Below are 22,341 nucleotides of genomic sequence, written 5' to 3'. Positions count from 1 at the left end.
CCTCCGAACGCACCAAGTTTATATAATGATAACGGAGAACTGAATTGGGCTGATAACACTTGGGATAATCCCATGGCTGATTTTTACCAGACCTATACCTCTAAAATAGAGACCTTCAATGCGAATGCGCATCTGAGTTATGAATTTATTAAAGGTCTTAAGGGAATACTCAATGCTGGGTACAATACCATGAATATCTATGAGGTACAAACCACCCCGCAATCTTCTTATAATCCTAATACTTTAGGAAATCGTCGAACTTCAACGGTCAATACCGGAGGCCGCAGTACCTGGATATTGGAACCTCAGCTGGCTTATGAAAAGTCTTGGGGTGAGCACCGGTTACAGGCCATGGTCGGTGGCACCTTTCAGAAGTCGGTTGATAGGACTCTGGTGGTTCGCGGTACGGGCTATACCAGTGATTTAATGTTAGAGAACCTTCAAGGGGCTTCGGAGGTTCAGGTACGCAGGTCACAGGAAAATATATATGAGTATAAGGCTGGTTTTATCCGACTGAATTACAATTATAACCAGCGTTATATAATAAATCTTACGGGAAGAAGGGATGGTTCTAGTCGCTTCGGTCCGGGTAAAGCTTTTGCCAATTTTGGAGCTGTTGGTTTGGCATGGTTATTTTCCAATGAGGATTTTATTAACAAGGGATTACCATTTTTAAGTTTTGGAAAGTTACGGGGTAGTTATGGTACTAACGGAAGTGATCAGATTGGGGATTATCAGTTTATGGATTTGTGGCAAACTTCTATTTATCCCTATCAGGGAGTCAGTGGATTGACTCCCATACGAGCTAAAAACGCTGATTTTGGATGGGAAACCAACCGCAAGCTGGAATTTGCTATAGAGCTGGGCTTTTTCAATGATCGTATTTTTTTAACCACCAATTATTTTAGAAATCGCACCGGAAATCAACTGGTGGGATTGCCTTTGCCGGGAATCACTGGATTTAATTCGGTACAGGCAAATTTACCTGCGACCATTGAAAACACAGGCTGGGAATTTCAGCTTCAAACCGATAATATAAGAGGTGCAAACTTTAACTGGCACACCAACTTTAATATATCAGTTTTAAGAAATAATTTACTAGAGTACCCTAATTTGGATCAATCGCCTTATGCCCGAAGTTATACTATTGGCCATTCCTTGTTGGATACAAAGAACTATGAATTTTACGGAGTGAATCCCGATACGGGAGTCTATGAGGTCAAAGACCAAAATGATGATGGTCGTATAACCACTTCAGATGATTTGATAAGTACGGGGGATATAGGAATTGATTTTTTTGGGGGACTGGACAATAGTTTTGAATACAAACTATGGGATTTGTCTTTCTTTTTTCAATTTGTAAAACAGCGTCAGTATAATTCAATGCTAGCTTTTTCTACGCCGGGATTTATATCGAATCAACCTGTAGCAGTATTGGAACGCTGGCAATCACCCGGAGATGTAACGGATGTTCAAAAACTCACTTCCACTTATGGAGATGCTTATTTCGCTTATTATGATGCACTTACAAGCAATTACACCCGTGAAGATACCTCTTTTATAAGGCTTCGAAATATCTCCCTTTCATATACACTTCCTAAGAATACACTCCCGGGAATGGATATGCGGTTATATGTATTGGGACAAAACCTCTTTACCATTACAGGGTATAGCGGTTTAAACCCTGAATTTTCCTCGAGTACTTCATTACCAACCCTTCGACAGTATATGTTAGGGGTGCAATTAACATTTTAAATTAAAAAAATCATGTTTGTATACTATAAAATATATCATTTTTTTAAGGGGCTAAGGACCTTTGATGCCCAATTTTTTAAATCTCCAAGACACATTTATATAATAACTTTGTCTATGTGCATATGGTTTGGAGCTTGTGATTCGATTGAATTAGAAGATCCTGACTATTTGATCTCGGGAACTTCTGTTTTTAAAGGAGCAGAGACTGCGGATGCAGCTGTAGTAGGGATGTATAGTAGTATGATGTCTACAATAGGCTTTGCTAGTGGAGCTACTCAAAGTGTAGGCTTTTTGTGCGGATTATCGGCAGATGAATTTGAACTGTACACGCAGCAGAGCACCTATGGAGAGTTTTACAATTTAGCACTGACGGCTGACAATTCATTTGTCAGATCTGGCTTATGGGATAATATCTATGCTAGTATTTATAAAAGCAATGCGATACTTGAAGGCTTACGGGATAATCCAGATATAAATATTGAAGAACGTGAGCCATTAGAAGGAGAGGCCTATTTTGTGCGGGCATTTTGCTATTTTTATTTGACAAATCTCTTTGGTGATGTCCCGATGGTTACTACTACGGATTACCCAACCAATCAATTGTTAGGACGCTCTGGGGCATCGAATATCTATGGGTTTATGGTGGAGGATTTAAAAAAAGCAGTGGAGTTTTTACCTGAGACTTATGAGCGTTATAACAGTGAACGTGTACGCCCCAACCGCTTTGCGGCTATGGGGTTATTAGCCAGAGTATATCTCTACGGTGGCCAGTGGGCCGAAGCAGAGACCATGGCCGGGGAAGTGATTTCACAAGCGAACTTATACAGCTTACCTTCTGTGGAAGATGTCTTTTTAAAGAACAGCAGAGAAACCCTTTGGCAGCTTATGCCGGTGGTTGGAGGAAAAAACACCAATGAAGGAAATCTATTGATTTTGACTTCTAAACCAAGTTTTGTGGCTATGAACAAGGAACTGGAGGCAGCTTTTGAAGCTACTGATCTAAGGCGTGAACATTGGATCGGTCATTATACGGATGATTCCGGTATTTATACTTTTAGTTATAAGTATAAGGTTAAAAATGCAGAGGTACTTTCAGAATACTCCATGGTCTTACGTTTGGCGGAGCAGTATCTTATAAGATCGGAAGCCAGAATCCAGCAAGGGAAATTAGCCTTAGGATTGGAAGACTTGAACCAAGTCAGAAGTCGGGCAGCAGCTTCTTTACTACCGCTCACCGATAAAGAATCGTTGATGGAGGCAGTGTATCGGGAGCGCAGGTTGGAACTGTTTAATGAATGGGGACACCGATGGCTGGATTTAAAACGCTCTGGTGGTAGTAAGGAAGTATTGGAGAGTTATGATAAAGTGTGGGAGCCCATGGATGCTTTGTACCCTATACCACTTCAGGAAATCACTACCAATCCTAACCTGACTCAGAACGATGGGTACTCATCATAGCATATATTACAACGCCACAGTCTGGGTTAGGGTGCTACTATGGGGACTTTCTTTTGGTATGATAATCTCATGTGGATCTGCTATAGACTTAGAGACAAGTCAGTCTGATTCAGAAATTATACAAAGTACCATAGCTACAGAGGAAGGTACTGATATGAATTTGGATATAGCACCGGATGGGCAAACCATTTTATTTGATTTGCTCGGACAGGTCTTTACCATTCCTGTGGGAGGTGGGGAAGCGGTGCAACTGACAGAGGGCATGGCCTGGAACAGCGGTGCGGTTTTTTCTCATGATGGCACTAAGATTGCCTATCTAAGTGATGCAGGGGGAGTCACCAATATATGGTTGATGGATAGCGATGGAAATAACAAACATAAACTTACCGATGAAAAGATTATAGGTTTTAGAACCGGTTTGGAGTGGCATCCCGATGGAGGGGCACTTCTGGCTAATCGAAAAATATACTACCTCCAAAGGGGGAGTGCTGATCTAGATATCGGCCTTCGAGGGGAGTTGTCTTTTAAGGGAAAAGATACCCTTTGTTCTAATACCAACGGAATCCAATGTTTTTCATCGTATGGCAAGCATACCCAACAATTGTCTCCAAAGTCAAGTTGGTATAACCGACCGGTGCTTTCCCCGAATGGAAGGTGGCTGGCCTATGTGAATAAATATGAATTTTCGGACAAGAAAGGAGGCGCCATTAATCTGGAGCTTGTAAATCTTAAAACCGGAATCCACCGAAAGCTATTGTCAAATATGGATCGATGGAATTCTTATTGGCCTCGTTTTGTATTTACTCCGGATTCTAAAAGTATTTTGATCAGTTACGGGGGAAAAATCCATCGTATAAATATTCAAACCGGAACGGATGTGATTATTCCGTTTCATGCCAATGTAGCGGTACAACATAGATTGCCCATTCCATTTCAATATACGATTGAGGACTCTCTAAAGGTTCGGTATATCAGGGATGTTTCGATACTGCCGGATCAAAAGACAGTGATTTTCTCTGCCTTATCAAAAATTTACCGGATGGATTTAACAAGTAAGAAGGTCAGTCCGATCATTGATTGGGATATAGGGGTTTATCATCCGGATTTATCTCCGGACGGAAAGAAATTAGCTTATGTCAGTTTTGATCCGAAAAATCGGGAAGGAGATTTATTTATATCGGACTTAAAGGGGGAGCAGGTAAAAAAAATAACTAAAGATTCAGGCTACTATGCACATCCCAAATGGTCTATTGACGGAAATCGTATTGCTGCATTTAAGACCAATCAAAAAATATCTGATCGCCCTATAGCTTTTTCAAAAGGAAGCTTGTATATATGGGATCTCAAAGCGGGCACTGATCATTTAATCTCTGATGCTATTCGGCTGAACAATTCAATCTCCTTTAGTGCTGATGGCCGGTATTTAATGTATTTAAGGGAGGATAAGGGCAAACGGGTACTGGAAGCTATTGATTGTCTTACTTGGGATCGGAAGGATTTGGCTATTACCCATGCAGATACCGAACAGGTGGTGGTCTCTCCGGATGGTCGGTATGTAGCCTATCATCTTTTAAATAATATTTATACGGCACCGCTACTTCCAGGATGGACTTTTCCTATAACCTTAGCGCATGATATAAAGGATGTTCCCATTTTAAAATTATCAGTTCAAGTCGGGGGTGTGGACTTGCAATGGAGTTCAGACAGTCAACAATTGCATTGGGTTTCTGGGAATAGGATAATACAGGCAGATATATCTATGGCTTTTAAAGAAGCTGTTAAGAATCCTTCCAATAATAAGATTCCAATTCGAGTGGCTAAGAAATATTTAGATACCCTGACAGCTATTGATTTTACTGTACCCAAAAAAATACCCGCAGGAATACTGGCTTTAACAGGGGGAACACTGATTACTATGGATAAAGATTCTGTTATAGGTAGGGGAACCGTCCTGATTAAAAATAACCGTATTGTAGATATTGGTCCTGTGGATAATGTTAGGATTCCGAAAGAGGCAACGGTAATCGATGTGAGCGGAAAATATATCATTCCTGGGATGATTGATATGCATGCCCATGAGTTCTTACCGCAAGGGGTGGTAACTAGAGATTGGTGGGCGTATCGGGAAGATTTAAATTTTGGTGTTACCACGAGTCGCAACCCTGCTTTTTTTTATAATTATTATGGGTACCATGAACTCTCGGAGACTGGTTTGATGTTGGCTCCAAGAATATACGGAGCCATTGCCATGTCTTCTTTTGAGGTGCGGTTTGATTCTTATAAGGATGCTTTGGCTCAAGCCAATACCTATCGGGAAATGGGTGGTATTTTATTTAAGGTGCATGATGATTACCCCAGGGGTGAGCGGCAGTGGATGGTGCGGGCTGCCCGGGAGGCAGGTCTTCGGATTACGGCGCATAACAGTCGGGATAATAGTTCTTTAAGCAACCAGTCTATCTTTTTTGATGGCTTTAATGGGATGGAACACAGTTTTTCTCTGGGAACGATTCATGGTGATCTATCAAAATTGATACAGGCTTCAAAGATCTGCATCACTCCCACACTCATTACAGAATCAGGCGCTTTTAAAAGGTTGTTATTTAATTATAAAGATCGGACATATTATCCAGAGACGATAAAAAATCGCTTTGGAGACCGATTGCTAACTGATTCGCGGCAAGGAGAAAAAGCAGATTTTGATACTGTTTTTCCGCAAGGTTCTAGGGGGTATGATTACGCCATACGGGATGTCGGTTTATTCAAAAAGGGAGTGCCTATCACGGCGGGTTCCCATACCGGTTATCCCGGAATCGAGTTGCACTGGGAAATGTGGTTGTTAGCTCGTGGAGGTATGCGCCCATATGAAGCCTTGGCATCTTCAACTATTGCAGCTGCTACGGCTATGGGACTATCTATGGAATTAGGTTCTTTAGCACAGGGGAAATTAGCTGATTTGGTGATTTTAAACAAGAATCCACTATTGGATATTGAGAACAGTTTATCTATTGACGGGGTTATGAAAAATGGCTTTTTAAGGCAGCCGGGTTCGTTGCAGCAAATATGGCCTGAAAAATAAATGATTGCAGTATTGATTTAGGATTAATTTTTAAGAGTCTCCGCATGTTTATGGTATGGTTTTGCGGAGGCTTTTATTTTATATATCAGTAGTTTTTTATCATAGAGGGTGTAGATGGAATCACCGATCACCTGAAAATACCGAAATGCCTCATTGTTATAATGCGGAATATAAAAGCTTTTTATGTATGTACCATTGGTGATGTTGTACTGATCAATAACGCTATGAGAACTGAAGATAGCATTTGATTCGGATATGGATTTAACTGCTGAGTGTATGTAGTAGTAGGCTCCGCTGGTTGTCGCATGTTTATTTACTTTAGTAGGTTGGTTTTTCAGTACATGTTTTTTTCCGTCGTTAAGAAAGGATACTACCATATCGGTTTTTTCAATGGGATCTATGGTTTTTGTAGTGATGAAAGGGTTTAGGGTGGTATCTCGCAAGACAACTTGATTGCGATAAAGAAATATATGTATCAGTTTTTGGTAGGTCTTATTGTATAGGAGAATTCCATTGGTACAAAAGATACCGTCTATTTGTTTTTTAGGGATGTACTTTACAGGATAAGCACCTTGACCATTGGAGGAGTATTTCATAAGAACATTTTGGTTAAGGGAATCATCAAAGACCTCAAAGATGAAAGTATCTGCACTGATGGGGGTGTATTTTGTAAATGTAAGGGCAACGGGAATTTCGTTTAAAGGGGTATTAATGGAATCCAGATAGGTATACAACAGGGTTTTATGAAACCCATCACTGAGAAATATCCGATTATCATAAAAAGTACTTTTTAATGCTTTGGGATTAAAGCGCACTTTATCATTGTAGGGAATACGATTGTTTAGGGAGATAGAGAATGTCTTTCGGGTATTTAGCTGAACTTTTAACAGATGTCCAACAGCGCGTCGGTGTCCCAGAAAAAGTGATGTTTTGGAATAGCCTGCCAAATAATATTCGGAGTAAGGGAGGGAAATGGTATCAATAGGAATAAGGGTTGTTGTTTCAAATTCCCGTTTGAAATCATAGCTTTTGACGCTAGTATTTTTTATTTGAATCCAGAGAAGGATCGGAATGAAAGCGCCTAGGCTTATGGAAAGGATGATATAGGAGATTTTGCTCTTAAGCATGTGAAAAAGTTGGGATAGTAAACCTACCCCAACTGAATTTTAAGATTATTGTTGTTCTTTGAATAAAGGCGAACAATTCTCATCATAGATCTGTTGTAGCCCTAACCCTTCAACTACATATTCACACAATTCTTCTGTTTGAACGGGACTACATGGTACTTCTCTAAATTCCTGACATTCCTGTGGATTTGTCGGGATTTTATAGTAGCCCATTTGTGCCAGGTTATCTATTGCTGTCGGCTCACTTGTTTTTTCATGAGTATTTGTTGCGAATGCCGTACCTATGGCAATTGCAAAGACTACAATTCCGATTTTTACATTTTTAAAATTCATAATGGTTGTATTTTAATGATACCTACTCTTTAAGGTTTTCGGCTTCCCCTTTCTTATCGCGATACAGTATTTTTAGTCAGGTTATTTTGATTGAAGGAATTGGGGTGGAGGAGTATTCCGATAGTGGCCAGGATGATAAAAATGCTATTAAAGATCAGATGTTCCTGCCATCCCATCGTTTCTAGAATCCCTCCACACGCACATGGGATATCATCTGTAAAATTCAGAATTATCACAATATACATGGTAAAGAGGCTCATCAGGCTTAAACAGCCATAGCATGCTAACAATCTAAACTTGGGAGTAATCAGAGCCAAGGCTATGATCAGTTCTAATAAAGGGATCCCCCAAGCCACCCATCCGGCTATTGACGTTAACAAGGGAGATTTACCCAGTTGGGCTCTGAATAATTCAAAGTCCATAAGTTTACTGATAGCAGCATAGGAAAATAAAAGGACGAACAGGAAACAAATGATCTCTGTACTATAAATATGATATCGGCGCACTTTCATAAGCAGACAATAAGATTAAATAGCGCCGGATGAGTGAATCAATGGTAAATTTATAAAAGCTTTTAAAGCTATCGTTATCCATTATGGATAAAAAAAGTATTCATAATGGATACTACAATTTGACATATTTTTTTTACTGGAGTCTTATTTTAAATAAACCCTTTTTTTCGTGCTTTTTCAAGTAGGATACGGTCTTCCCGATTTTCTACATCAAAGACTTCTTTTAAATGTTTTTTTCTTTTGACAATGGCGGCTCTGGATAAAGAGAGGAGATCGGCAATTTCATATTGGTTGGCTCCCTGAGCGAGGTAGTACAACAGCTGCCTGTCGATTCTATCCAATACAAAATCATTACTGATAAATTGCCGCATGGATTCCACTACTGTCTTGCTGTAATAGGGTGGTTCTTTTAATACCTTCCATATAGCTAATTGTAATTCAGGTGGAGTCAAATCATTTTTAATCAGAAACCCATCAGGACTTACTTGTTCAATAATACTTTGGATACGATAATGATCATTAAAGGTAGTGGACATAACTATTTTAGTATTGTCAAACCTTTCTCTAATACGAACTCCAAGATCTTCTCCGGATAGTAAGTCATCTTGTTCTGAAGGTTCCAGTTGTACATCCACAAAGACTATATCGTATACCCTTTGGTCTAAGGCATGTAATGCCGAGGGAAAGTCATGAGCAACACTAATTTGAAATTTCATTTCTTTCTCCTGTCCCAGATTTATAAAAGCATGCTCATAAGCATCGGTAATCAGCGGATGGTCATCTACTAATAGTATTTGAAATTTAGAAGTATTCATTTTTTATCAATTGTTGTGGGAATACTGATTCGGATAATGGTTCCTTTTTTGGGGTCACTATAGAGATCAAAGATGCCATTCATCTTTTTAACCCTGGAAGCCATATTTTTAAACCCAATTCCTTTTTTAATCTTTCTTTTTTTAAACCCCACTCCGTTATCTTTTATAAAGAGTACAAGTCTGTTATTATTCCATGTAAACTCTATTTTAAACATGGAAGCCTGAGCATGTTTAATGCAGTTTAGAAGTCCTTCTTCGATAATACGGTATAAGTTTATTTTTATAAAGTTATCGATATGTTCCCATGGAATTTGCTCATCATTGTTTAGCACATAATCAAATTTTCCCACCTTGCTCCTTTTTGCAATAAGGGCTTTTACAATTTGTATAAAATCAATCGGAAGTTCAATAGTTTTGTTTTTAAGTTCATGAGAGATCTCCCTGATATCCTTTTCAATTTGTTGTAACTCATTGAGATAAATCTGGTGCCTGTTCAGGGTTTTATTGGCTCCTTCGAACTTGAGATATCCCCAACTCATGCGAAGGGCAAATAACCTTCCCAGAATACCATCATGTAATTCCTCTGAAATACGAACTCGTTCCTGATTACGCCCCTGTTGCAATCTCTCCTGTAGTTTTAAAGAAAGCAGGTAGATGTGTTCACTTGCTTTTTGTTCTTTAGTTTCCAATTGCAATACCCTGTTATATGCTTTTTGGCGGAATATCCAATAGGTGAGGGAAATCAAGAGTATTAATAAAAGTGCAACAATAATAATCCATACCTGTCTGGAAGTTAATTCTTTATTCCGTTTAATATATTGATTGGTCTCATATTGAATCCGCGTAAATTTATTTCGTGTTTTTCGCTCTTGAGATTGTACCTTTTTATTCAGCGCTATATACTGATCAAGATAATTCGATTTGTTTTCTGTATCGAGATCGGCCAGAAGCTCTAGTGCCTGCAGGATATCCCGGTTATTTTTAATTTGTTTGGCCTTCCGATATGCATTATTGGCATGTTCAAGGGCTTTTGTGGTATCTTTATTAGTAAAATAATGAGCCAACCGGATGTTACTCATAATAACTCCTGGTATATTGTTTAGGCTATCCCTAATATAGAGAGCCTTTATAAATTCCGGAAGTACTGTAGCAGTAATGTCCCTGAGTAATTGGCTATGAGCACGGTTGTCAAGTAGTCGGGCATATAAGTAGGGATCTTTATTTTTTAAATCAGGCATTTCAAGGGCTTTATCAAAATCGGAAATGGCTTTTTCTTGATCTCCTTTCTTTTGATATATAAGCCCGATGTTGTTCTGACTATCCTGAAGAAACAAGGACTTATTTTGGACGTATTCCAGATACTCCAATGCCTTTTGATGATAGGAAATAGCTTTATCATATTCTTGCAATTCTTCATAGATGATCCCCAGTAAATTATAGCATTCATATAGTTGACGGTGTTTTTTTAATTTCTGAAATGTGTTAATAGCCCTAAAGAGCAATACTTCAGCTCCGGTATAATCCTTTAGACGTCCTTGAATAAAAGCCATATTATACCGTATTTTGGCTGCATAATAAGTGTGATGAACTTTTTCAAAATCATCCAATGCATTCCGATAATGGTAGTAGGCGCTGTCATATGCAATTTTATTTAAATAATAGGCTCCATAATTCCAATGAATATCTCCCATTTTAAAGGTGTCCTTCACTGATGTAGCTATTTGCATGGCATTGTAATTGGCTTTTAAAAACAAACTGGAATCTTGGACGTTTGTAGCCAAAGATGCGATCTCATAAAAATATCTCAACCTTACTGTATCCTCTAATGTTGTATGATTAAGTGCATAGGCCTTTTGAAGGTATTCAGTTTTTAATAAATTGGAAACCGTATTTTTTTTAGCCTTTGAAATAAGCATAGCTATACTATCTCCTTTCTTCTGAGGTTCTGGTTTATCCCGGTCAAAAAATCTTTGACAACGGGTGTTCAGTAAAACCAAAATAATGCAAAAAAGGAGTGAAGAATGGTAATATGTTATACCCCGGAACTTCACGGTACATCAACTGGGGGAAGGTTAAAAGTAATAAAAAAAGTCTTTATTGGGGAGGTAAAGACTTCTTTTTTGTGAATGTTAGTGATTTTAATAAGATCTAATCCCGATCATTATCGGGACGCGCACTGGAGTCATCCCCTGTAGCATGGGTCTCTAGGAGTAGATCGTTTTCCGTCTGATCATTGGGTGGTGTACAGGCTGTGAAACAGTTTAAAAATACAATGAGTAAGATGCTTTTTATAAGAGTTTTCATAAGGATTTAATTTTTGGTTACACAATAGGTTTATAAGCCCGTGCGATCGGGCTAATGATTCTCTGATTGTGCACAATTGAGAGCATTGAAATGAAAAACATTCGCAATGCTATAAAGCAGCTTTATAGGGTGAATTTAAAAGGTGAAAGCGTAAATACACTACTATTTTGGCAGCCTTTAGTGAGGAATACAGTTCTGTGAGTGAATAGCTGATTTTTACGAGGATGGATGATTTTTAACACCCCATGGAAGCATTACAAAGGGTCGTGTGTACTTTTTTAATCTGATGGTAAAATTTCTTACTAAAAGGAATGGGAAGATCAAGATTTTGTAACATGCAAATGGTTTTCCCGTAATCAATTCTGGAAATTTTCAGGGTATTGACAATATAGCTTTTATGGATACGCATAAAGTGGCTGGGCAATTTGGTTTCATAAGTTTTGAGTGTTTTAAAAGCACTGATGGTTTTACCATTACTCATATGAAAATCTGTGGTATTGTTATCAGCTTTTAAAAAAAGGATATCATGCGTATTGAGGTATTGGTAATCTTTATAAGATTTTAGGCAAATATATTCTTGATGATTTCCGAATTGTTTTTGGTATCGGGAGATACATTTATACAAATCTGTATCACAAAGTGGCAGAAGTAGGTAATCAAAGAAATTGTGTTTGATGGCTTTATATGCTTGTTGTGTTGAAGTAGAAAGCGCAATAAATTGTGGGGGTGTGATGTCGAGCAAGTGACATTGAAGTGTAAAATTAAATGGCTGTTCTATTATATTATCAACATTTATAAATACCAAAGCGGGTTGATTGGTAATCAGATATTCCATAGCCATAGTCACATGACATTTATGCACTACTGATGAGTTTTTATCAATTGAAAGTAAGACCCTTTCAATGACACGACTATTTTTCTTATCAGATTCTATGATGAGATAATTTTTCAAAAGCTGGAATTCTGCATTTAAAAGTAACAACCTCTTAATGCTCTCAGGTAGACTTGATGTATAAAAAAAGTATTCATAGAGTTTACTATTAAATGACAAAACCCTTCTAATTTGCTTTATCATCAGAAATTGAAAAATACATCCGGCTATGAATGTATATGAAGTGCACTTGGAAGAATTAGATCAAGCTATTGAGAGCTTGGAAATGGAAGAAGAAGATATCCTTATCAAAGTAGAAAAAGGGATTAAGCTTACCCAAAGGGTCATTGAAAAATTAAGAGAACAAGTCATCATTAAAGGCTTTATAAGCAAGGGCAGTGAAAAGATTTTTTTTAAATCTATTAAACCACAGATCTTTAGCAAACTTATTTACTATGTGAAACTATTCACCATTGAGAGTAAACGACCTAGGAGTAGTAAGGAAGCTCAAAAGCAATATTTTGTAGAGCATATTGACAAACTTCAAGATTACTTTAATGACAATCTGGAGTTTTATCATTACTACCGTCGCGGGGCTACGATATTTGATGATCAATATTTCTTAAGAGGAAAAGCTGATATTCGTTTACACCCCGATACCTTTCATTTTATTACTGATGAGCAGTTTTCTACTTCTCATGATAGTTCCGTAGCCACAATTATCGCTTATGACATGCTCATTGCGCATCTTAAAAGAGAAATTGAAAAACTGGACAACAACAGAGATATGCCTTCTAAATTTCGTATAAAACAGCCCATTCCCAAACTATTTTGGACCGGGAATAAGGTTGATCTCATTGAGTTGATCTATGCGTTACATAACAGTAATGTTATTAATAGTGGTACGGCTGACATCAAACAGATAGCCCTCACTTTTGAAACCATTCTAGACATGGACTTGGGGGATTATTACAGAACTTATCTTGAAATCCGATCCAGAAAAATTCGAAGAACGAAGTTTATTGATAAACTTAAAGATTCACTACTGGAGCATATGACTGATATGGATGCCTAAAAACACCCAACTTGGGTAAAATGACAACTAGAAGGATAGCTCCTATAATTTAATGTTAATTGGAGTCTTAAAGAAAAGTGAAAACGTCAAATCCCAGCATTTTATATCAAAAAAATATTTGAAAAAAAACACCCAAGTTGGGTACGCCTTGTGAAAAAAATCCAGACATGCGTTAGAATTTTGTACCCGAAAGTCAAATTTACAAAGGAGCCATCAGGTTAGGTGACAGCAATAGGGTGGCTTCTTTTTTAAAACAATTCATTATGCCAGCAAATATTATTACAACAGATGACCTTAGGGATTTCAAGGAAGAATTATTAGAGGAAATCCGTCAATTATTAAAATCTGGAACCCACGAATCCAAAAAATGGCTTCGCTCGACAGAGGTATTGGAGCTTTTACAAATCAGTCCCGGAACACTTCAATCTCTTAGGGTTACCGGAACCTTACCTTATAGTAAAATAAGAGGAATGCTCTATTACGACATGGAGGATATACAAAAACTGATGGATGCTAACCGTATTGATGTTCAGTTATGAATTATATACAGCATCTAAATACAGTTTTTGAAAAGTTTTATAGGGATGAACGTTTGCATACCAGTCACATAAGTTTGTATATGGCTTTGTTCCACTATTGGAACTTAAGACATTTTGCGCCCTCTTTTCATATTCGTCGCGGGGAGGTCATGAAGTTATCGGCTATTGGTTCCAAATCCACATATCATCGTTGTATCAGAGACCTTCACAGTTGGAACTACCTGCGATATGTACCTTCCAAAAACTCACACCTAGGAAGCCAGGTATCTTTATGGGACTTTTCAAGCGGCAGTGTCCCACAGCTGGGACAACACACTCCCAGAGCTAGTCATCCTATAGGATTGGGGAGTTCTATAATGGGACAGGAGCATCCCATAGATGGCATCTATAATAAAACAAAGAAACAATCAAACACCCAAGAGAAAATTGCCAGTCCCACATTTGAACAAGAGATCCTATCATACTTTGAAAAGCATCACGGGGCTTTGGGCGAAGGACAAAAGTTTTTTAATCATTACCGATCTACAGGATGGAAAACTGGTAACGGAACAACTATTGTCAATTGGAAGGCTGCGGCGGAGAAATGGATGTTAAAAGCCGATGAAATAAAAAAGAATCAACAGGAGAACCATCCGGATTATTTAAAAACTAAAAAGAGTAAAGACTATGCGCAACCCCTCTAAAATAGTTGAAGGCAGTGTGGAATTCTCTCTTGGGGATTGGAATGGGCAGGAGATGGTTTATAGTTTTCCCAAGATATGGATCTATTTAGAGGCCAAGGGAAAACTGCTTTTTGGTAAAGATTTTCGGTTGTATAGTGAAGACCGAGAGATGCTCTTTAAGCTTTGCAATTATATGGTTGGTGAGCAGGTCTATTGCAGTAAATACGGACTCGATCCTGACAAGGGCTTACTACTTTCTGGTCCTGTGGGCTGCGGAAAAACCAGCTTGATGAAACTATTGCGATGTATTGTGCCATACCAGCGCCCTTATGAGATCATCCCCTGTAGGAATATTGTATTCGGATTTAACCATCTGGGATATACGACCATTGAAAGTTATGGTAATAGTGGATATTACAGTTTCGATGATTTAGGGGTGGAACCTACTGGCAGACATTTCGGGAAGGATTGCAATGTAATGGGAGAGATCTTACTCAGTCGCTATGAACTGTTCAAAAGTAACAAAATCAAAACCCATATAACTACCAATTTAAATGCTGACGAACTGGAGGATCGCTATGGGAATCGGGTTCGTAGTCGTATGCGTGAGATGTTTAATCTGGTAGCTTTTTCTGCAAAAACTAAAGATAAAAGGAGGCAGGCTATGCCCAAGTAAAAATTAATCAACTAAATAAAATATGATGAAAATAGCTTTCTTCAATATAGAAAACCTTTATCAGCGAGATACCTCTTTGATAGTAGATTCTTTAAATCGTTCATTAAAATTATGGATGGAAGAGTTTGAAGCCCTTTTAAGGAAAGACAATCACATGGATACTGATTATGATCGGCTACGGGAATTATCATTTTTAATAGGGTTCCAAAAAGTGGCCAGTGAACCCTATGTGATTCTACGTAAACGCAAGGGAACATTGTATATTCGTAAGCGAGGAAATACTTTAGACTACAAGGCTAATACTTTAACTGATTGGAATGGGTGGATAAAAATGGGAACTCGTCCCGTTTCAAAAACCTCCATAACCAATAAAGCTAGGGTAATTACCGATTGTAATCCGGATATCCTGTTGCTTCAGGAGTTAGAAGACCGAACTGCTCTTATGGAATTTAATGATCAATACCTTTCAGGTACTGAAAAGCACATATACCATCATTGCTCGTTATTGGCAGGCAATGACTATCGTGGTAGGGAGATGGGTGTCCTATCAAAAAAGTATTATTCCATCGAAGCGGTTAGGAGCTATAATTATAAAACTGATGGTCTCGTGATGTTTGATCAAGATTTTCAACAATACCAAATCCGACTTCCTACAGGGGAGGAGCTTTACGTACTTATGGCACAGTTGCAATTTCCAAAAGGAGATAAAAACTGGGAAGAAAAAAGGAGAAAGCAGCAAGTAGCATGTATTGCTAATGTTTATAAAGCATTACAAGAAAAGGGTAAGAAGTATATTGCTATAGTCGGTACTTTTTATGTGCCGTCTTATGCAACTATTTTAGCTCCAATTTTTAGGCAAACTGACGCCAGAGATATTTCAAAACATCCCGATTTCAAGGTAGAACTGGACAAGGGCAGGGATAGAAGTTATTATCGTCTTGGAGCATATGCAAAGGGAATTAATATCAAACAGGAAGATTATCTGACACTTTCTCCTGCACTATTTAATAGGGTAAAGGCGTGCGGGTTAAACAGAAAAGGAATGTGGCCAAAAAACCGATCACAATGGAAGGTATATAATTCGATCAAAGCTGACACAGATGCTGCTAGTAATCATCCTTTGATATGGATAGAACTTTAGATATAGTGGACTTATAAACATTTTATGTGAATAAATTCTATGATAAAAATGGATATGTCGAAGACTATCCATAACAAAAACAGCTATTTTTAGGATGTAATATATTTAATAAAGCAAATTAAAATGGATAGTTATGCAATTTATAAAAGTTTTTACGATAGAGAAATTGAGAAAAAAAAAGAATTAGATAGTGAAATAAATATGCCGGTAAAAATTTTAGCTTTGATGATAGGTGTTAGTTCATTTTATATTGATTCACTTGAAATGCATAACTTTATTAGAAACTTTAGAGCAGAGCAGAGCATTATGATAATACTTGTTTATCTCTATATTTTAAGTATATATTCTTTTATAAAATCAAATAATAATTTTCCTAATGGATTCGATTATCAAGAATTAGAGAACATTGGGGATTTAAGAAAGTTGGAACAGAAAAAAACTCATGGATTTATAACCAGTAATTCTATCATGCCCAAAAAGCTTTCTTTTAATGAAGAAATGATTACGAAGATTATAGAAATAAAAGATTATAACTATAAAATTAATCAGCAAAGAAGTAATTATATACATGCGGGAAAGGTGTTTTTGGTTTTGGCCATGATTCTTTCAGCTTTGGAGTTTGCAATATTTTATATAAAATAACAGCTATTGTCCTCTCTTTTTAATTATAAGTAATTTTCTTATTTCTGAAATAACAGCAGTAATAAGCTGAAACAGTATATGCCATATTTTTAAATAGAGTTGCTTCATGATTGTTGTTTTAGAATGTTTATAAGTGTAGTTATATAAGCAGGATTAAAAAAATCATTAACATCTTTTGGATTGGTGAGAAATCCGACTTCCAAAAGCACAGACGGACATTGTACAATAGCTTCCTGAAGTACCTGAAAGTTTGCAAATTTTACCCCACGGCTTTTCAGTTCATATTCTTTTGATAAACGCAAAATCAAATCAAGTGCTAGGGAGATGGATGTTCGGACATTTGCATAGCTTCCATTTCTTGGGTAAGGAACAAAGGCTTCGACCCCGTTTGCATTGGTAGTATTAGCCCAATTACAATGAATGGATAAAAATAAATCAGCTTTCAAGGCTATGGCCAGCCGAGCCCTATCCTTTAATGAAATTAAAGAATCGGAGTAGCGGGTTAGGTAAATTTCTAATTTGTTATCTCCGGTTTTCTGGTAATATTTTACAAGCCGTTTAGCCATAAGTAGGGTGATATCCTTTTCTTGGATACCATTGATACCGATCGCACCGGGATCTTTTCCTCCATGTCCAGGATCTATAACAACAATCATTTTTCGTTGAGGCAATTCCTGTCCGTAGCCCTTTAGAAAAAAGCATAAAGCGGCTAAATGAAATAGGATTAATATTCGATTCATTTTGAAAAAATTGATTGTTTAAAATGCAATAAAATCAGTATAAGACTGAAAATCATTCAAAAATTAACGGTTCCAACCGTTAAAAAATAGAGATATGAGAGTCTTTAAGTCATTTCTCTGTGAATTTTACATCAGAAACTTTTTAAAACTGATTTCTGATGAAAAAATTACAATTCCTTTCTACGGTAGTATTACTGCCTTTTACAGCTTTGGCTCAGATTGGCGGTATAGAAGATAGCGTCAACAACATTTCCGATACGATACGATCTGTATTCCCACTTATCTTGGGGATTATCTTTTTGGTAGGCTTCCTTTTTAACGCTGGTCATTTTTTTGGTGAAAATGCAGACCTGAAAAAAGGGATTACTCGCGTACTAATTTTTGTCCTAATCGCTGGCGCTGTTGTAGGCATCTTCACGTATCTGATAAGTCTAACGGTATAACGAGAGCACTATGAAAAAGTTCACTCCTTACAAAGCGATTCGCAGGCGAGCCATAATTATGGGTTTGCCCATCGGATATTTTTCCATACAGATGATTTCGGTCATTACTTCCTTACTGGTCATCATTTTCTCCTTTCACCTAGGGATCATTTTTTTCCTGTTGGTGTCCAATTTCTTTCTGTTTATGATCCTGATCAAGCTGACTCAGGCTCCTGAGCTTTTACGATTCAAGAAAGTATTTCCGGATATGATCTCTGGCAAACTAAATAGTCACTTGAATTATGAAAATTAACCTTACCGATTTTCATCCGATAGCAACGATTCGGAGCCATAGCGTATTTGCCTCCAATGGGAATGTAGTGTTGGGTTATAAAATAAACCTCCCTGAGATCTATTCCCTTTCGGAAAAAGATTTCGATGATCTGCATGGAGCATGGTTTCAGGCTTTAAAGGGATTGCCTGCGGGAACAGTAGTACACAAACAGGACGTGTATCAAAAGACTGCTTATGCCACAGCTAGTTTGCCAAACACCACTTTTTTAGAAAAGTCCACATACAATTACTTCAAAGGCAGACATTACATGGCTCACACCTCATATCTGTTTTTCTGTTGGCCTAAAAACAAAGTTTTTAACAAAAGCGGTTATAGCAATCCTTTCAAAAAACTTCCGAAGAATATAGTGCCTGCCATGGATATGGCATTGGATGAATTTAAAGGAGCAGTAAGGGATGCGGTCAACTTTATCAATAACAGTAAAAAACTCCATCTTACCCCGCTCAACCCGGAACAGATAGAGAAGGCCACTACCCAATTTTTTAATTGTTACCAAGAGGGTATGCATACCGATATGGTTTTGGACAAGGACGGTGTACAGATAGGGGATCACTTTGTTGATGTACTGGCGGTAAACAACGAAGGGTGTTTCGGGGAAAGTATTCAAAGCTCTAAGATCAACGATAAATTTACTTCCGATGATTTCACTTTCCATCAGGGGTTTATAGATGGATTGGGTCTTCATCTGAACGAAAACCATATGGTGAACCAAGTACTATATCTGGATGACAAACATCGGTGGCGCAAACTATTGGAGAAACGGGTAGAGGAGCTGAAGAAAAGTTCCAATTTCGGAACCCAGAACAAGGTAGTGTTGGAAAAGATACAGGACATACTTCGGCAGATTAACCATGACGAGAGCAGTCGGGTTATCCGTGGCCATCTCAATGTGATCTTTTGGTGCCAAGAAGCCGGACAACTAAATACTATTGCCTCTAAAATAAAAGCCGAGTTTAAGGAATTGGATATGACTCCTTATGCTCCAAGAGGAGAAGCTCGAAAACATTATGTCCTGAACAGTTATTTTGGGTATAGCGCTAATTTCTCGGACGAGGATTTATATGTTACCGATTTAAAACATGCGTTATGTCTATTTCTAAACAATACCAACTATAAGACTGACGATACTGGCGTCATCTTTAACGACAGACAGCATAATATACCGGTTTTAAAAGATGTGTGGGACGAAAATAAAAAACGCATTAAAGCAAGGAACTTTGCCATTTTCGCCCCCACGGGTGAAGGCAAATCTTTTCTGGCTAATAATATTCTAAGGCAATATTTTGAACAAGGGGTACGGCTGGTCATAATAGACCTAGGCGGTTCCTATACCAAGTTTGCCAAACTTTACCCGGATGATCATGCCATACTGCGGTATGAGCAAGGCAAAAACTTAGGGATTAACCCTTTTTATAAATCTCCCGGTGGCGGTGTCCCACCGGAGCAGTTGGAGGATCTGTCTACCTTTCTTTTGGAACTCAGCGTTTCTGGATTACAGGTTGCCAAAGGGCAGGAGGTGGCCATGAAAAAGGTACTGAAATATTATTATCAAAACACTTCTGGATCGTATTCATTGGAGGGCTTTTACCGATTTGTAGAGGACAGGCAGGATACCTTGCTTAACCATTTACACCTGCAAGAGGGATATTTCGACATTGCACATTTCTTACACATCATGTCCGAGTATGTAGGAGAGGGATTGTACAGTTTTCTTTTCGAAACCAATGCGGACCAAACCTACAAAATTGAAGACAAACGACTTATCATTTTTGAATTGGATGAAGTCCGAGACAATAAAGAGATCCTATCGGTGATGCTAAAACTCATTAAGTCCGCAATTCAACGTACCATATGGCAGAACCGCTCTGAAAAGGGGATTATTCTCTTTGATGAGTTTGCCAAGCAGCTCAAGTTTGAGAATGTCCTAGAGAGTGTAGAATTCTATTACCAGGCCATTCGGAAACAAAACGGGGCTATTGGGATTATCCTGCAATCAATCAACCAACTCCCTGAGAATAGTACCTCGGCTAGCATTCTGGAAAACACCCAGATCATTTATAGTCTTCGAAATGAAAAGGGATATGCCGATTTAAAAAAGCGACTTAACCTCTCTGCGCATGATCTGAACCAACTTCGCTCTATGCGTAACAACTTTATTGGGGAGCGGAAGTACACTGAACTCTTTTTGAAAATTGGCAAGGAGAGCAATGTATTCCGCCTAGAAGTCCCTCCTGAGGTATTTGCAGCCTATCTCACTGATGGCTCTGAAAATGAGATCATAATGGACATTTGGAAAAAGACTGGAAATATGGAAACTGCAATCCGGGAATATATCAAAAACACTATAAAAAACAAGAAACAATGAGAAAAGCAATCATAACATTAGCTCTAACACTGGCTTTACTCTTTTTATCGTCTGCTCGTGCTACGTGTCAAGGTATGCCGGTATATGATAATACCAATTTTATTAGTCTAGCGAAACAATTGATCGAATCTGCCAAACAAACCTCTCAACTTCTGAAAACTGTGGAGTATTTAAAGCAACAGAAAGAACGGATCGAAAAGGTGAATAATGTTCTGAAGCAGCTTAAAGCTGCCCGTGAAATTGTGGACAACAATCAACAATTGTTTGATATGGTTCGAGGTGATCTTAAGGAAATCCTGAGCTCTCCCTATGTCAGGCCGGAGGAAATGCAGCATATTTCTGATGCCTTTAATAAAATTATTGATAGATCATTGGAAGACCTGGAGTTTATGGATCAGCTTCTGACCAGTAATTTTTTAGAGATGACCGATGCCGAGCGTCTGGAAATCTTACAGCAGCAGAAGGAGGCCAGCCGGGAAATGATTATGGAGATCGGGGTCAAAAAACGCCGTTACGAGATGGTGATCGATTTCCGCGAGCTACAAGACCGGATCAATAACCGGGAGAAGAGCTATTAACCTGCTAGGCGAACACTAGTAAAAATTAAGGATTATGATTTCATTAAGTATAGGATTGGAATATGTGGATGCTATTTATCAGACGATACAGGACAGTGATTTTTCGCAGTATACCATCATAGGAATGAAGACCCTGGCTGTACTCTTTTTTCTGATTAATCTCCTGAAGAAGTACAATGAAGGAGCGGTAGAGCAGAGTGGGTATACCTGGGGGTTAAGTCCCAATGAACTCATCAAGAATTTTGCGGTGGTTCTGGTGGTGATTTTCTCCACACAGGTACTAGGCTTTTTTGATGGGGTATTGGTAGCTATTGAAAACCAGTACCGCAATACCGCTCCGGCACTCTTGCCCTTACAATACCAGGATTTCCCTATTGAAGAAGATATCGGTACTATCGAAGCTACGAAAAAAGCGTTGACCGTACTCTATGAGTTCTTGACCTCTCCGCTTTACGGGATGCAACTACTCGCTTTTGGCCTTGGGGTATTTCTTTGGATCATCGATATTTTTATTTACCCCATGTTTTTGGCCGAGCGTTTCTTCCTACTGGGGATTATGCGAGCCTTCTTTCCTCTGGTGATCAGTATGGCTGTATTTGAGAAGTTTCGAGAGATGTCCTATCATTTTTTTAAGCTGTATGCTGCTGTTTATATGATGGCTCCGGCCTTTTTCCTGGTCAATGTATTTATCAACCTGTTCTATACGGAACTCAATACTAACTTTTGGGAGAACCTTTTCGGGACGGATATAGGGAGTCATTATTTCGCTTCCATCATACAATTGGGCTCATTGGGCTTTATCATCTTTTTAAAATTCAAGCTTTACCGCAGAGCCGTGTCTTTCACCATTCGCATTTTTACCGGAGGGTAATAAAACAGCATTAAAATAATAGAA

At 38.2% G+C, this 22,341-nt stretch carries 20 protein-coding genes; 13 read left to right on the top strand and 7 right to left on the bottom strand.

Going from position 1 to position 22,341, the window contains the following annotated elements; all coding sequences use genetic code 11:
- The 3 genes from JM658_RS16340 to JM658_RS16330 all read left to right on the top strand — a co-directional run.
- Nucleotides 1-1,755, top strand: a 1,755-nt coding sequence (locus tag JM658_RS16340; protein ID WP_236960814.1) for a SusC/RagA family TonB-linked outer membrane protein, incomplete at its 5' end; no start/stop codon positions are given.
- 12 nt (nt 1,756-1,767) lie between these two features.
- Entirely contained in the window at nt 1,768-3,213 is a 1,446-nt protein-coding gene (locus JM658_RS16335) for a RagB/SusD family nutrient uptake outer membrane protein (protein WP_236960812.1), read from the top strand.
- A gap of 154 nt (nt 3,214-3,367) precedes the next feature.
- Nucleotides 3,368-6,289, top strand: a complete 2,922-nt coding sequence (locus JM658_RS16330; protein WP_236960810.1) for an amidohydrolase family protein — start codon at nt 3,368-3,370, stop codon at nt 6,287-6,289.
- 23 nt (nt 6,290-6,312) lie between these two features.
- On the opposite strand, the gene JM658_RS16325 is transcribed toward JM658_RS16330, so the two are convergent.
- From JM658_RS16325 to JM658_RS16300, 6 genes are all read right to left on the bottom strand, one after another.
- The gene (locus JM658_RS16325; RefSeq protein WP_236960808.1) at nt 6,313-7,416 is read right to left on the bottom strand and encodes a hypothetical protein; all 1,104 of its coding nucleotides are present in this window, start codon (nt 7,414-7,416) and stop codon (nt 6,313-6,315) included.
- A 45-nt stretch (nt 7,417-7,461) separates the two neighbouring features.
- The gene (locus JM658_RS16320) at nt 7,462-7,749 is read right to left on the bottom strand and encodes a DUF6520 family protein (RefSeq protein WP_236960806.1); all 288 of its coding nucleotides are present in this window, start codon (nt 7,747-7,749) and stop codon (nt 7,462-7,464) included.
- Nucleotides 7,750-7,802: 53 nt separating this feature from the next.
- On the bottom strand, nt 7,803-8,261 hold the full coding sequence (locus JM658_RS17275) for a MauE/DoxX family redox-associated membrane protein (protein WP_262911783.1): 459 nt from the start codon (nt 8,259-8,261) through the stop codon (nt 7,803-7,805).
- Nucleotides 8,262-8,410: 149 nt separating this feature from the next.
- Entirely contained in the window at nt 8,411-9,076 is a 666-nt protein-coding gene (locus tag JM658_RS16310) for a DNA-binding response regulator (protein ID WP_236960802.1), read from the bottom strand.
- Nucleotides 9,073-11,073: a tetratricopeptide repeat-containing sensor histidine kinase gene (locus JM658_RS16305; RefSeq protein WP_236960800.1), complete on the bottom strand. Its 2,001-nt coding sequence runs from the start codon at nt 11,071-11,073 to the stop codon at nt 9,073-9,075. Before JM658_RS16305 ends, JM658_RS16310 begins: the two co-directional genes overlap by 4 nt.
- Before the next feature lie 542 nt (nt 11,074-11,615).
- Nucleotides 11,616-12,455: a LytR/AlgR family response regulator transcription factor gene (locus tag JM658_RS16300; protein WP_236960798.1), complete on the bottom strand. Its 840-nt coding sequence runs from the start codon at nt 12,453-12,455 to the stop codon at nt 11,616-11,618.
- 25 nt (nt 12,456-12,480) lie between these two features.
- Here JM658_RS16300 and JM658_RS16295 point away from each other — a divergent pair, with 25 nt between their 5' ends.
- The 6 genes from JM658_RS16295 to JM658_RS16270 all read left to right on the top strand — a co-directional run bounded on the left by JM658_RS16295 (nt 12,481) and on the right by JM658_RS16270 (nt 16,986).
- On the top strand, nt 12,481-13,326 hold the full coding sequence (locus JM658_RS16295) for an RteC domain-containing protein (protein ID WP_236960796.1): 846 nt from the start codon (nt 12,481-12,483) through the stop codon (nt 13,324-13,326).
- A gap of 263 nt (nt 13,327-13,589) precedes the next feature.
- On the top strand, nt 13,590-13,865 hold the full coding sequence (locus tag JM658_RS16290; RefSeq protein WP_236960794.1) for a helix-turn-helix domain-containing protein: 276 nt from the start codon (nt 13,590-13,592) through the stop codon (nt 13,863-13,865).
- A 356-nt stretch (nt 13,866-14,221) separates the two neighbouring features.
- Nucleotides 14,222-14,548: a hypothetical protein gene (locus JM658_RS16285; RefSeq protein WP_236960792.1), complete on the top strand. Its 327-nt coding sequence runs from the start codon at nt 14,222-14,224 to the stop codon at nt 14,546-14,548.
- On the top strand, nt 14,532-15,203 hold the full coding sequence (locus JM658_RS16280) for a P-loop NTPase family protein (protein ID WP_236960790.1): 672 nt from the start codon (nt 14,532-14,534) through the stop codon (nt 15,201-15,203). Before JM658_RS16285 ends, JM658_RS16280 begins: the two co-directional genes overlap by 17 nt.
- Nucleotides 15,204-15,225: 22 nt before the next feature.
- Nucleotides 15,226-16,344 (top strand): endonuclease/exonuclease/phosphatase family protein, encoded by a 1,119-nt coding sequence (locus JM658_RS16275; RefSeq protein WP_236960788.1) that lies wholly within the window; start codon nt 15,226-15,228, stop codon nt 16,342-16,344.
- A 123-nt stretch (nt 16,345-16,467) separates the two neighbouring features.
- A complete protein-coding gene (locus tag JM658_RS16270; RefSeq protein ID WP_236960786.1) occupies nt 16,468-16,986 on the top strand; it encodes a hypothetical protein in 519 nt (172 codons plus the stop codon).
- Nucleotides 16,987-17,090: 104 nt separating this feature from the next.
- Here the strand turns inward: JM658_RS16270 and JM658_RS16265 are convergent, their stop codons facing one another.
- Nucleotides 17,091-17,726 carry an N-acetylmuramoyl-L-alanine amidase family protein gene (locus tag JM658_RS16265; protein WP_236960784.1) on the bottom strand — a complete coding sequence of 212 codons (636 nt, stop codon included), beginning with the start codon at nt 17,724-17,726 and terminating at the stop codon, nt 17,091-17,093.
- A gap of 158 nt (nt 17,727-17,884) precedes the next feature.
- Between JM658_RS16265 and JM658_RS16260 the strand changes: the two genes are divergently transcribed.
- From JM658_RS16260 to JM658_RS16245, 4 genes are all read left to right on the top strand, one after another.
- Complete coding sequence (locus JM658_RS16260; RefSeq protein WP_236960782.1) at nt 17,885-18,169, top strand: hypothetical protein; 285 nt, start codon at nt 17,885-17,887, stop codon at nt 18,167-18,169.
- Between the two features lie 278 nt (nt 18,170-18,447).
- Complete coding sequence (locus JM658_RS16255; RefSeq protein ID WP_236960825.1) at nt 18,448-20,868, top strand: TraG family conjugative transposon ATPase; 2,421 nt, start codon at nt 18,448-18,450, stop codon at nt 20,866-20,868.
- Nucleotides 20,865-21,446 (top strand): conjugal transfer protein, encoded by a 582-nt coding sequence (locus tag JM658_RS16250; RefSeq protein ID WP_236960780.1) that lies wholly within the window; start codon nt 20,865-20,867, stop codon nt 21,444-21,446. Before JM658_RS16255 ends, JM658_RS16250 begins: the two co-directional genes overlap by 4 nt.
- 34 nt (nt 21,447-21,480) lie before the next feature.
- On the top strand, nt 21,481-22,317 hold the full coding sequence (locus JM658_RS16245) for a hypothetical protein (RefSeq protein ID WP_236960778.1): 837 nt from the start codon (nt 21,481-21,483) through the stop codon (nt 22,315-22,317).
- Nucleotides 22,318-22,341 lie beyond the last annotated feature (24 nt).

Origin of the sequence: Joostella atrarenae, assembly GCF_021764745.1 — a bacterium.
Lineage (GTDB): Bacteria > Bacteroidota > Bacteroidia > Flavobacteriales > Flavobacteriaceae > Galbibacter > Galbibacter atrarenae.
Note: the sequence above shows the minus strand (reverse complement) of the source record. Positions and strands in the feature narration are given on the sequence as shown.

Excerpts from the sequence above, each read along its gene's own strand:
- JM658_RS17275 (WP_262911783.1), bottom strand. The coding sequence starts at position 8,261 with ATGAAAGTGCGCCGATATCATATTTATAGTACAGAGATCATTTGTTTC.
- JM658_RS16245 (WP_236960778.1), top strand. The coding sequence starts at position 21,481 with ATGATTTCATTAAGTATAGGATTGGAATATGTGGATGCTATTTATCAG.
- JM658_RS16260 (WP_236960782.1), top strand. The coding sequence starts at position 17,885 with ATGAAAAAATTACAATTCCTTTCTACGGTAGTATTACTGCCTTTTACA.
- JM658_RS16320 (WP_236960806.1), bottom strand. The coding sequence starts at position 7,749 with ATGAATTTTAAAAATGTAAAAATCGGAATTGTAGTCTTTGCAATTGCC.
- JM658_RS16325 (WP_236960808.1), bottom strand. The coding sequence starts at position 7,416 with ATGCTTAAGAGCAAAATCTCCTATATCATCCTTTCCATAAGCCTAGGC.
- JM658_RS16265 (WP_236960784.1), bottom strand. The coding sequence starts at position 17,726 with ATGAATCGAATATTAATCCTATTTCATTTAGCCGCTTTATGCTTTTTT.
- JM658_RS16275 (WP_236960788.1), top strand. The coding sequence starts at position 15,226 with ATGATGAAAATAGCTTTCTTCAATATAGAAAACCTTTATCAGCGAGAT.
- JM658_RS16330 (WP_236960810.1), top strand. The coding sequence starts at position 3,368 with ATGAATTTGGATATAGCACCGGATGGGCAAACCATTTTATTTGATTTG.
- JM658_RS16295 (WP_236960796.1), top strand. The coding sequence starts at position 12,481 with ATGAATGTATATGAAGTGCACTTGGAAGAATTAGATCAAGCTATTGAG.
- JM658_RS16290 (WP_236960794.1), top strand. The coding sequence starts at position 13,590 with ATGCCAGCAAATATTATTACAACAGATGACCTTAGGGATTTCAAGGAA.
- JM658_RS16250 (WP_236960780.1), top strand. The coding sequence starts at position 20,865 with ATGAGAAAAGCAATCATAACATTAGCTCTAACACTGGCTTTACTCTTT.
- JM658_RS16285 (WP_236960792.1), top strand. The coding sequence starts at position 14,222 with ATGGGACAGGAGCATCCCATAGATGGCATCTATAATAAAACAAAGAAA.
- JM658_RS16300 (WP_236960798.1), bottom strand. The coding sequence starts at position 12,455 with ATGATAAAGCAAATTAGAAGGGTTTTGTCATTTAATAGTAAACTCTAT.
- JM658_RS16335 (WP_236960812.1), top strand. The coding sequence starts at position 1,768 with ATGTTTGTATACTATAAAATATATCATTTTTTTAAGGGGCTAAGGACC.
- JM658_RS16310 (WP_236960802.1), bottom strand. The coding sequence starts at position 9,076 with ATGAATACTTCTAAATTTCAAATACTATTAGTAGATGACCATCCGCTG.
- JM658_RS16280 (WP_236960790.1), top strand. The coding sequence starts at position 14,532 with ATGCGCAACCCCTCTAAAATAGTTGAAGGCAGTGTGGAATTCTCTCTT.
- JM658_RS16270 (WP_236960786.1), top strand. The coding sequence starts at position 16,468 with ATGGATAGTTATGCAATTTATAAAAGTTTTTACGATAGAGAAATTGAG.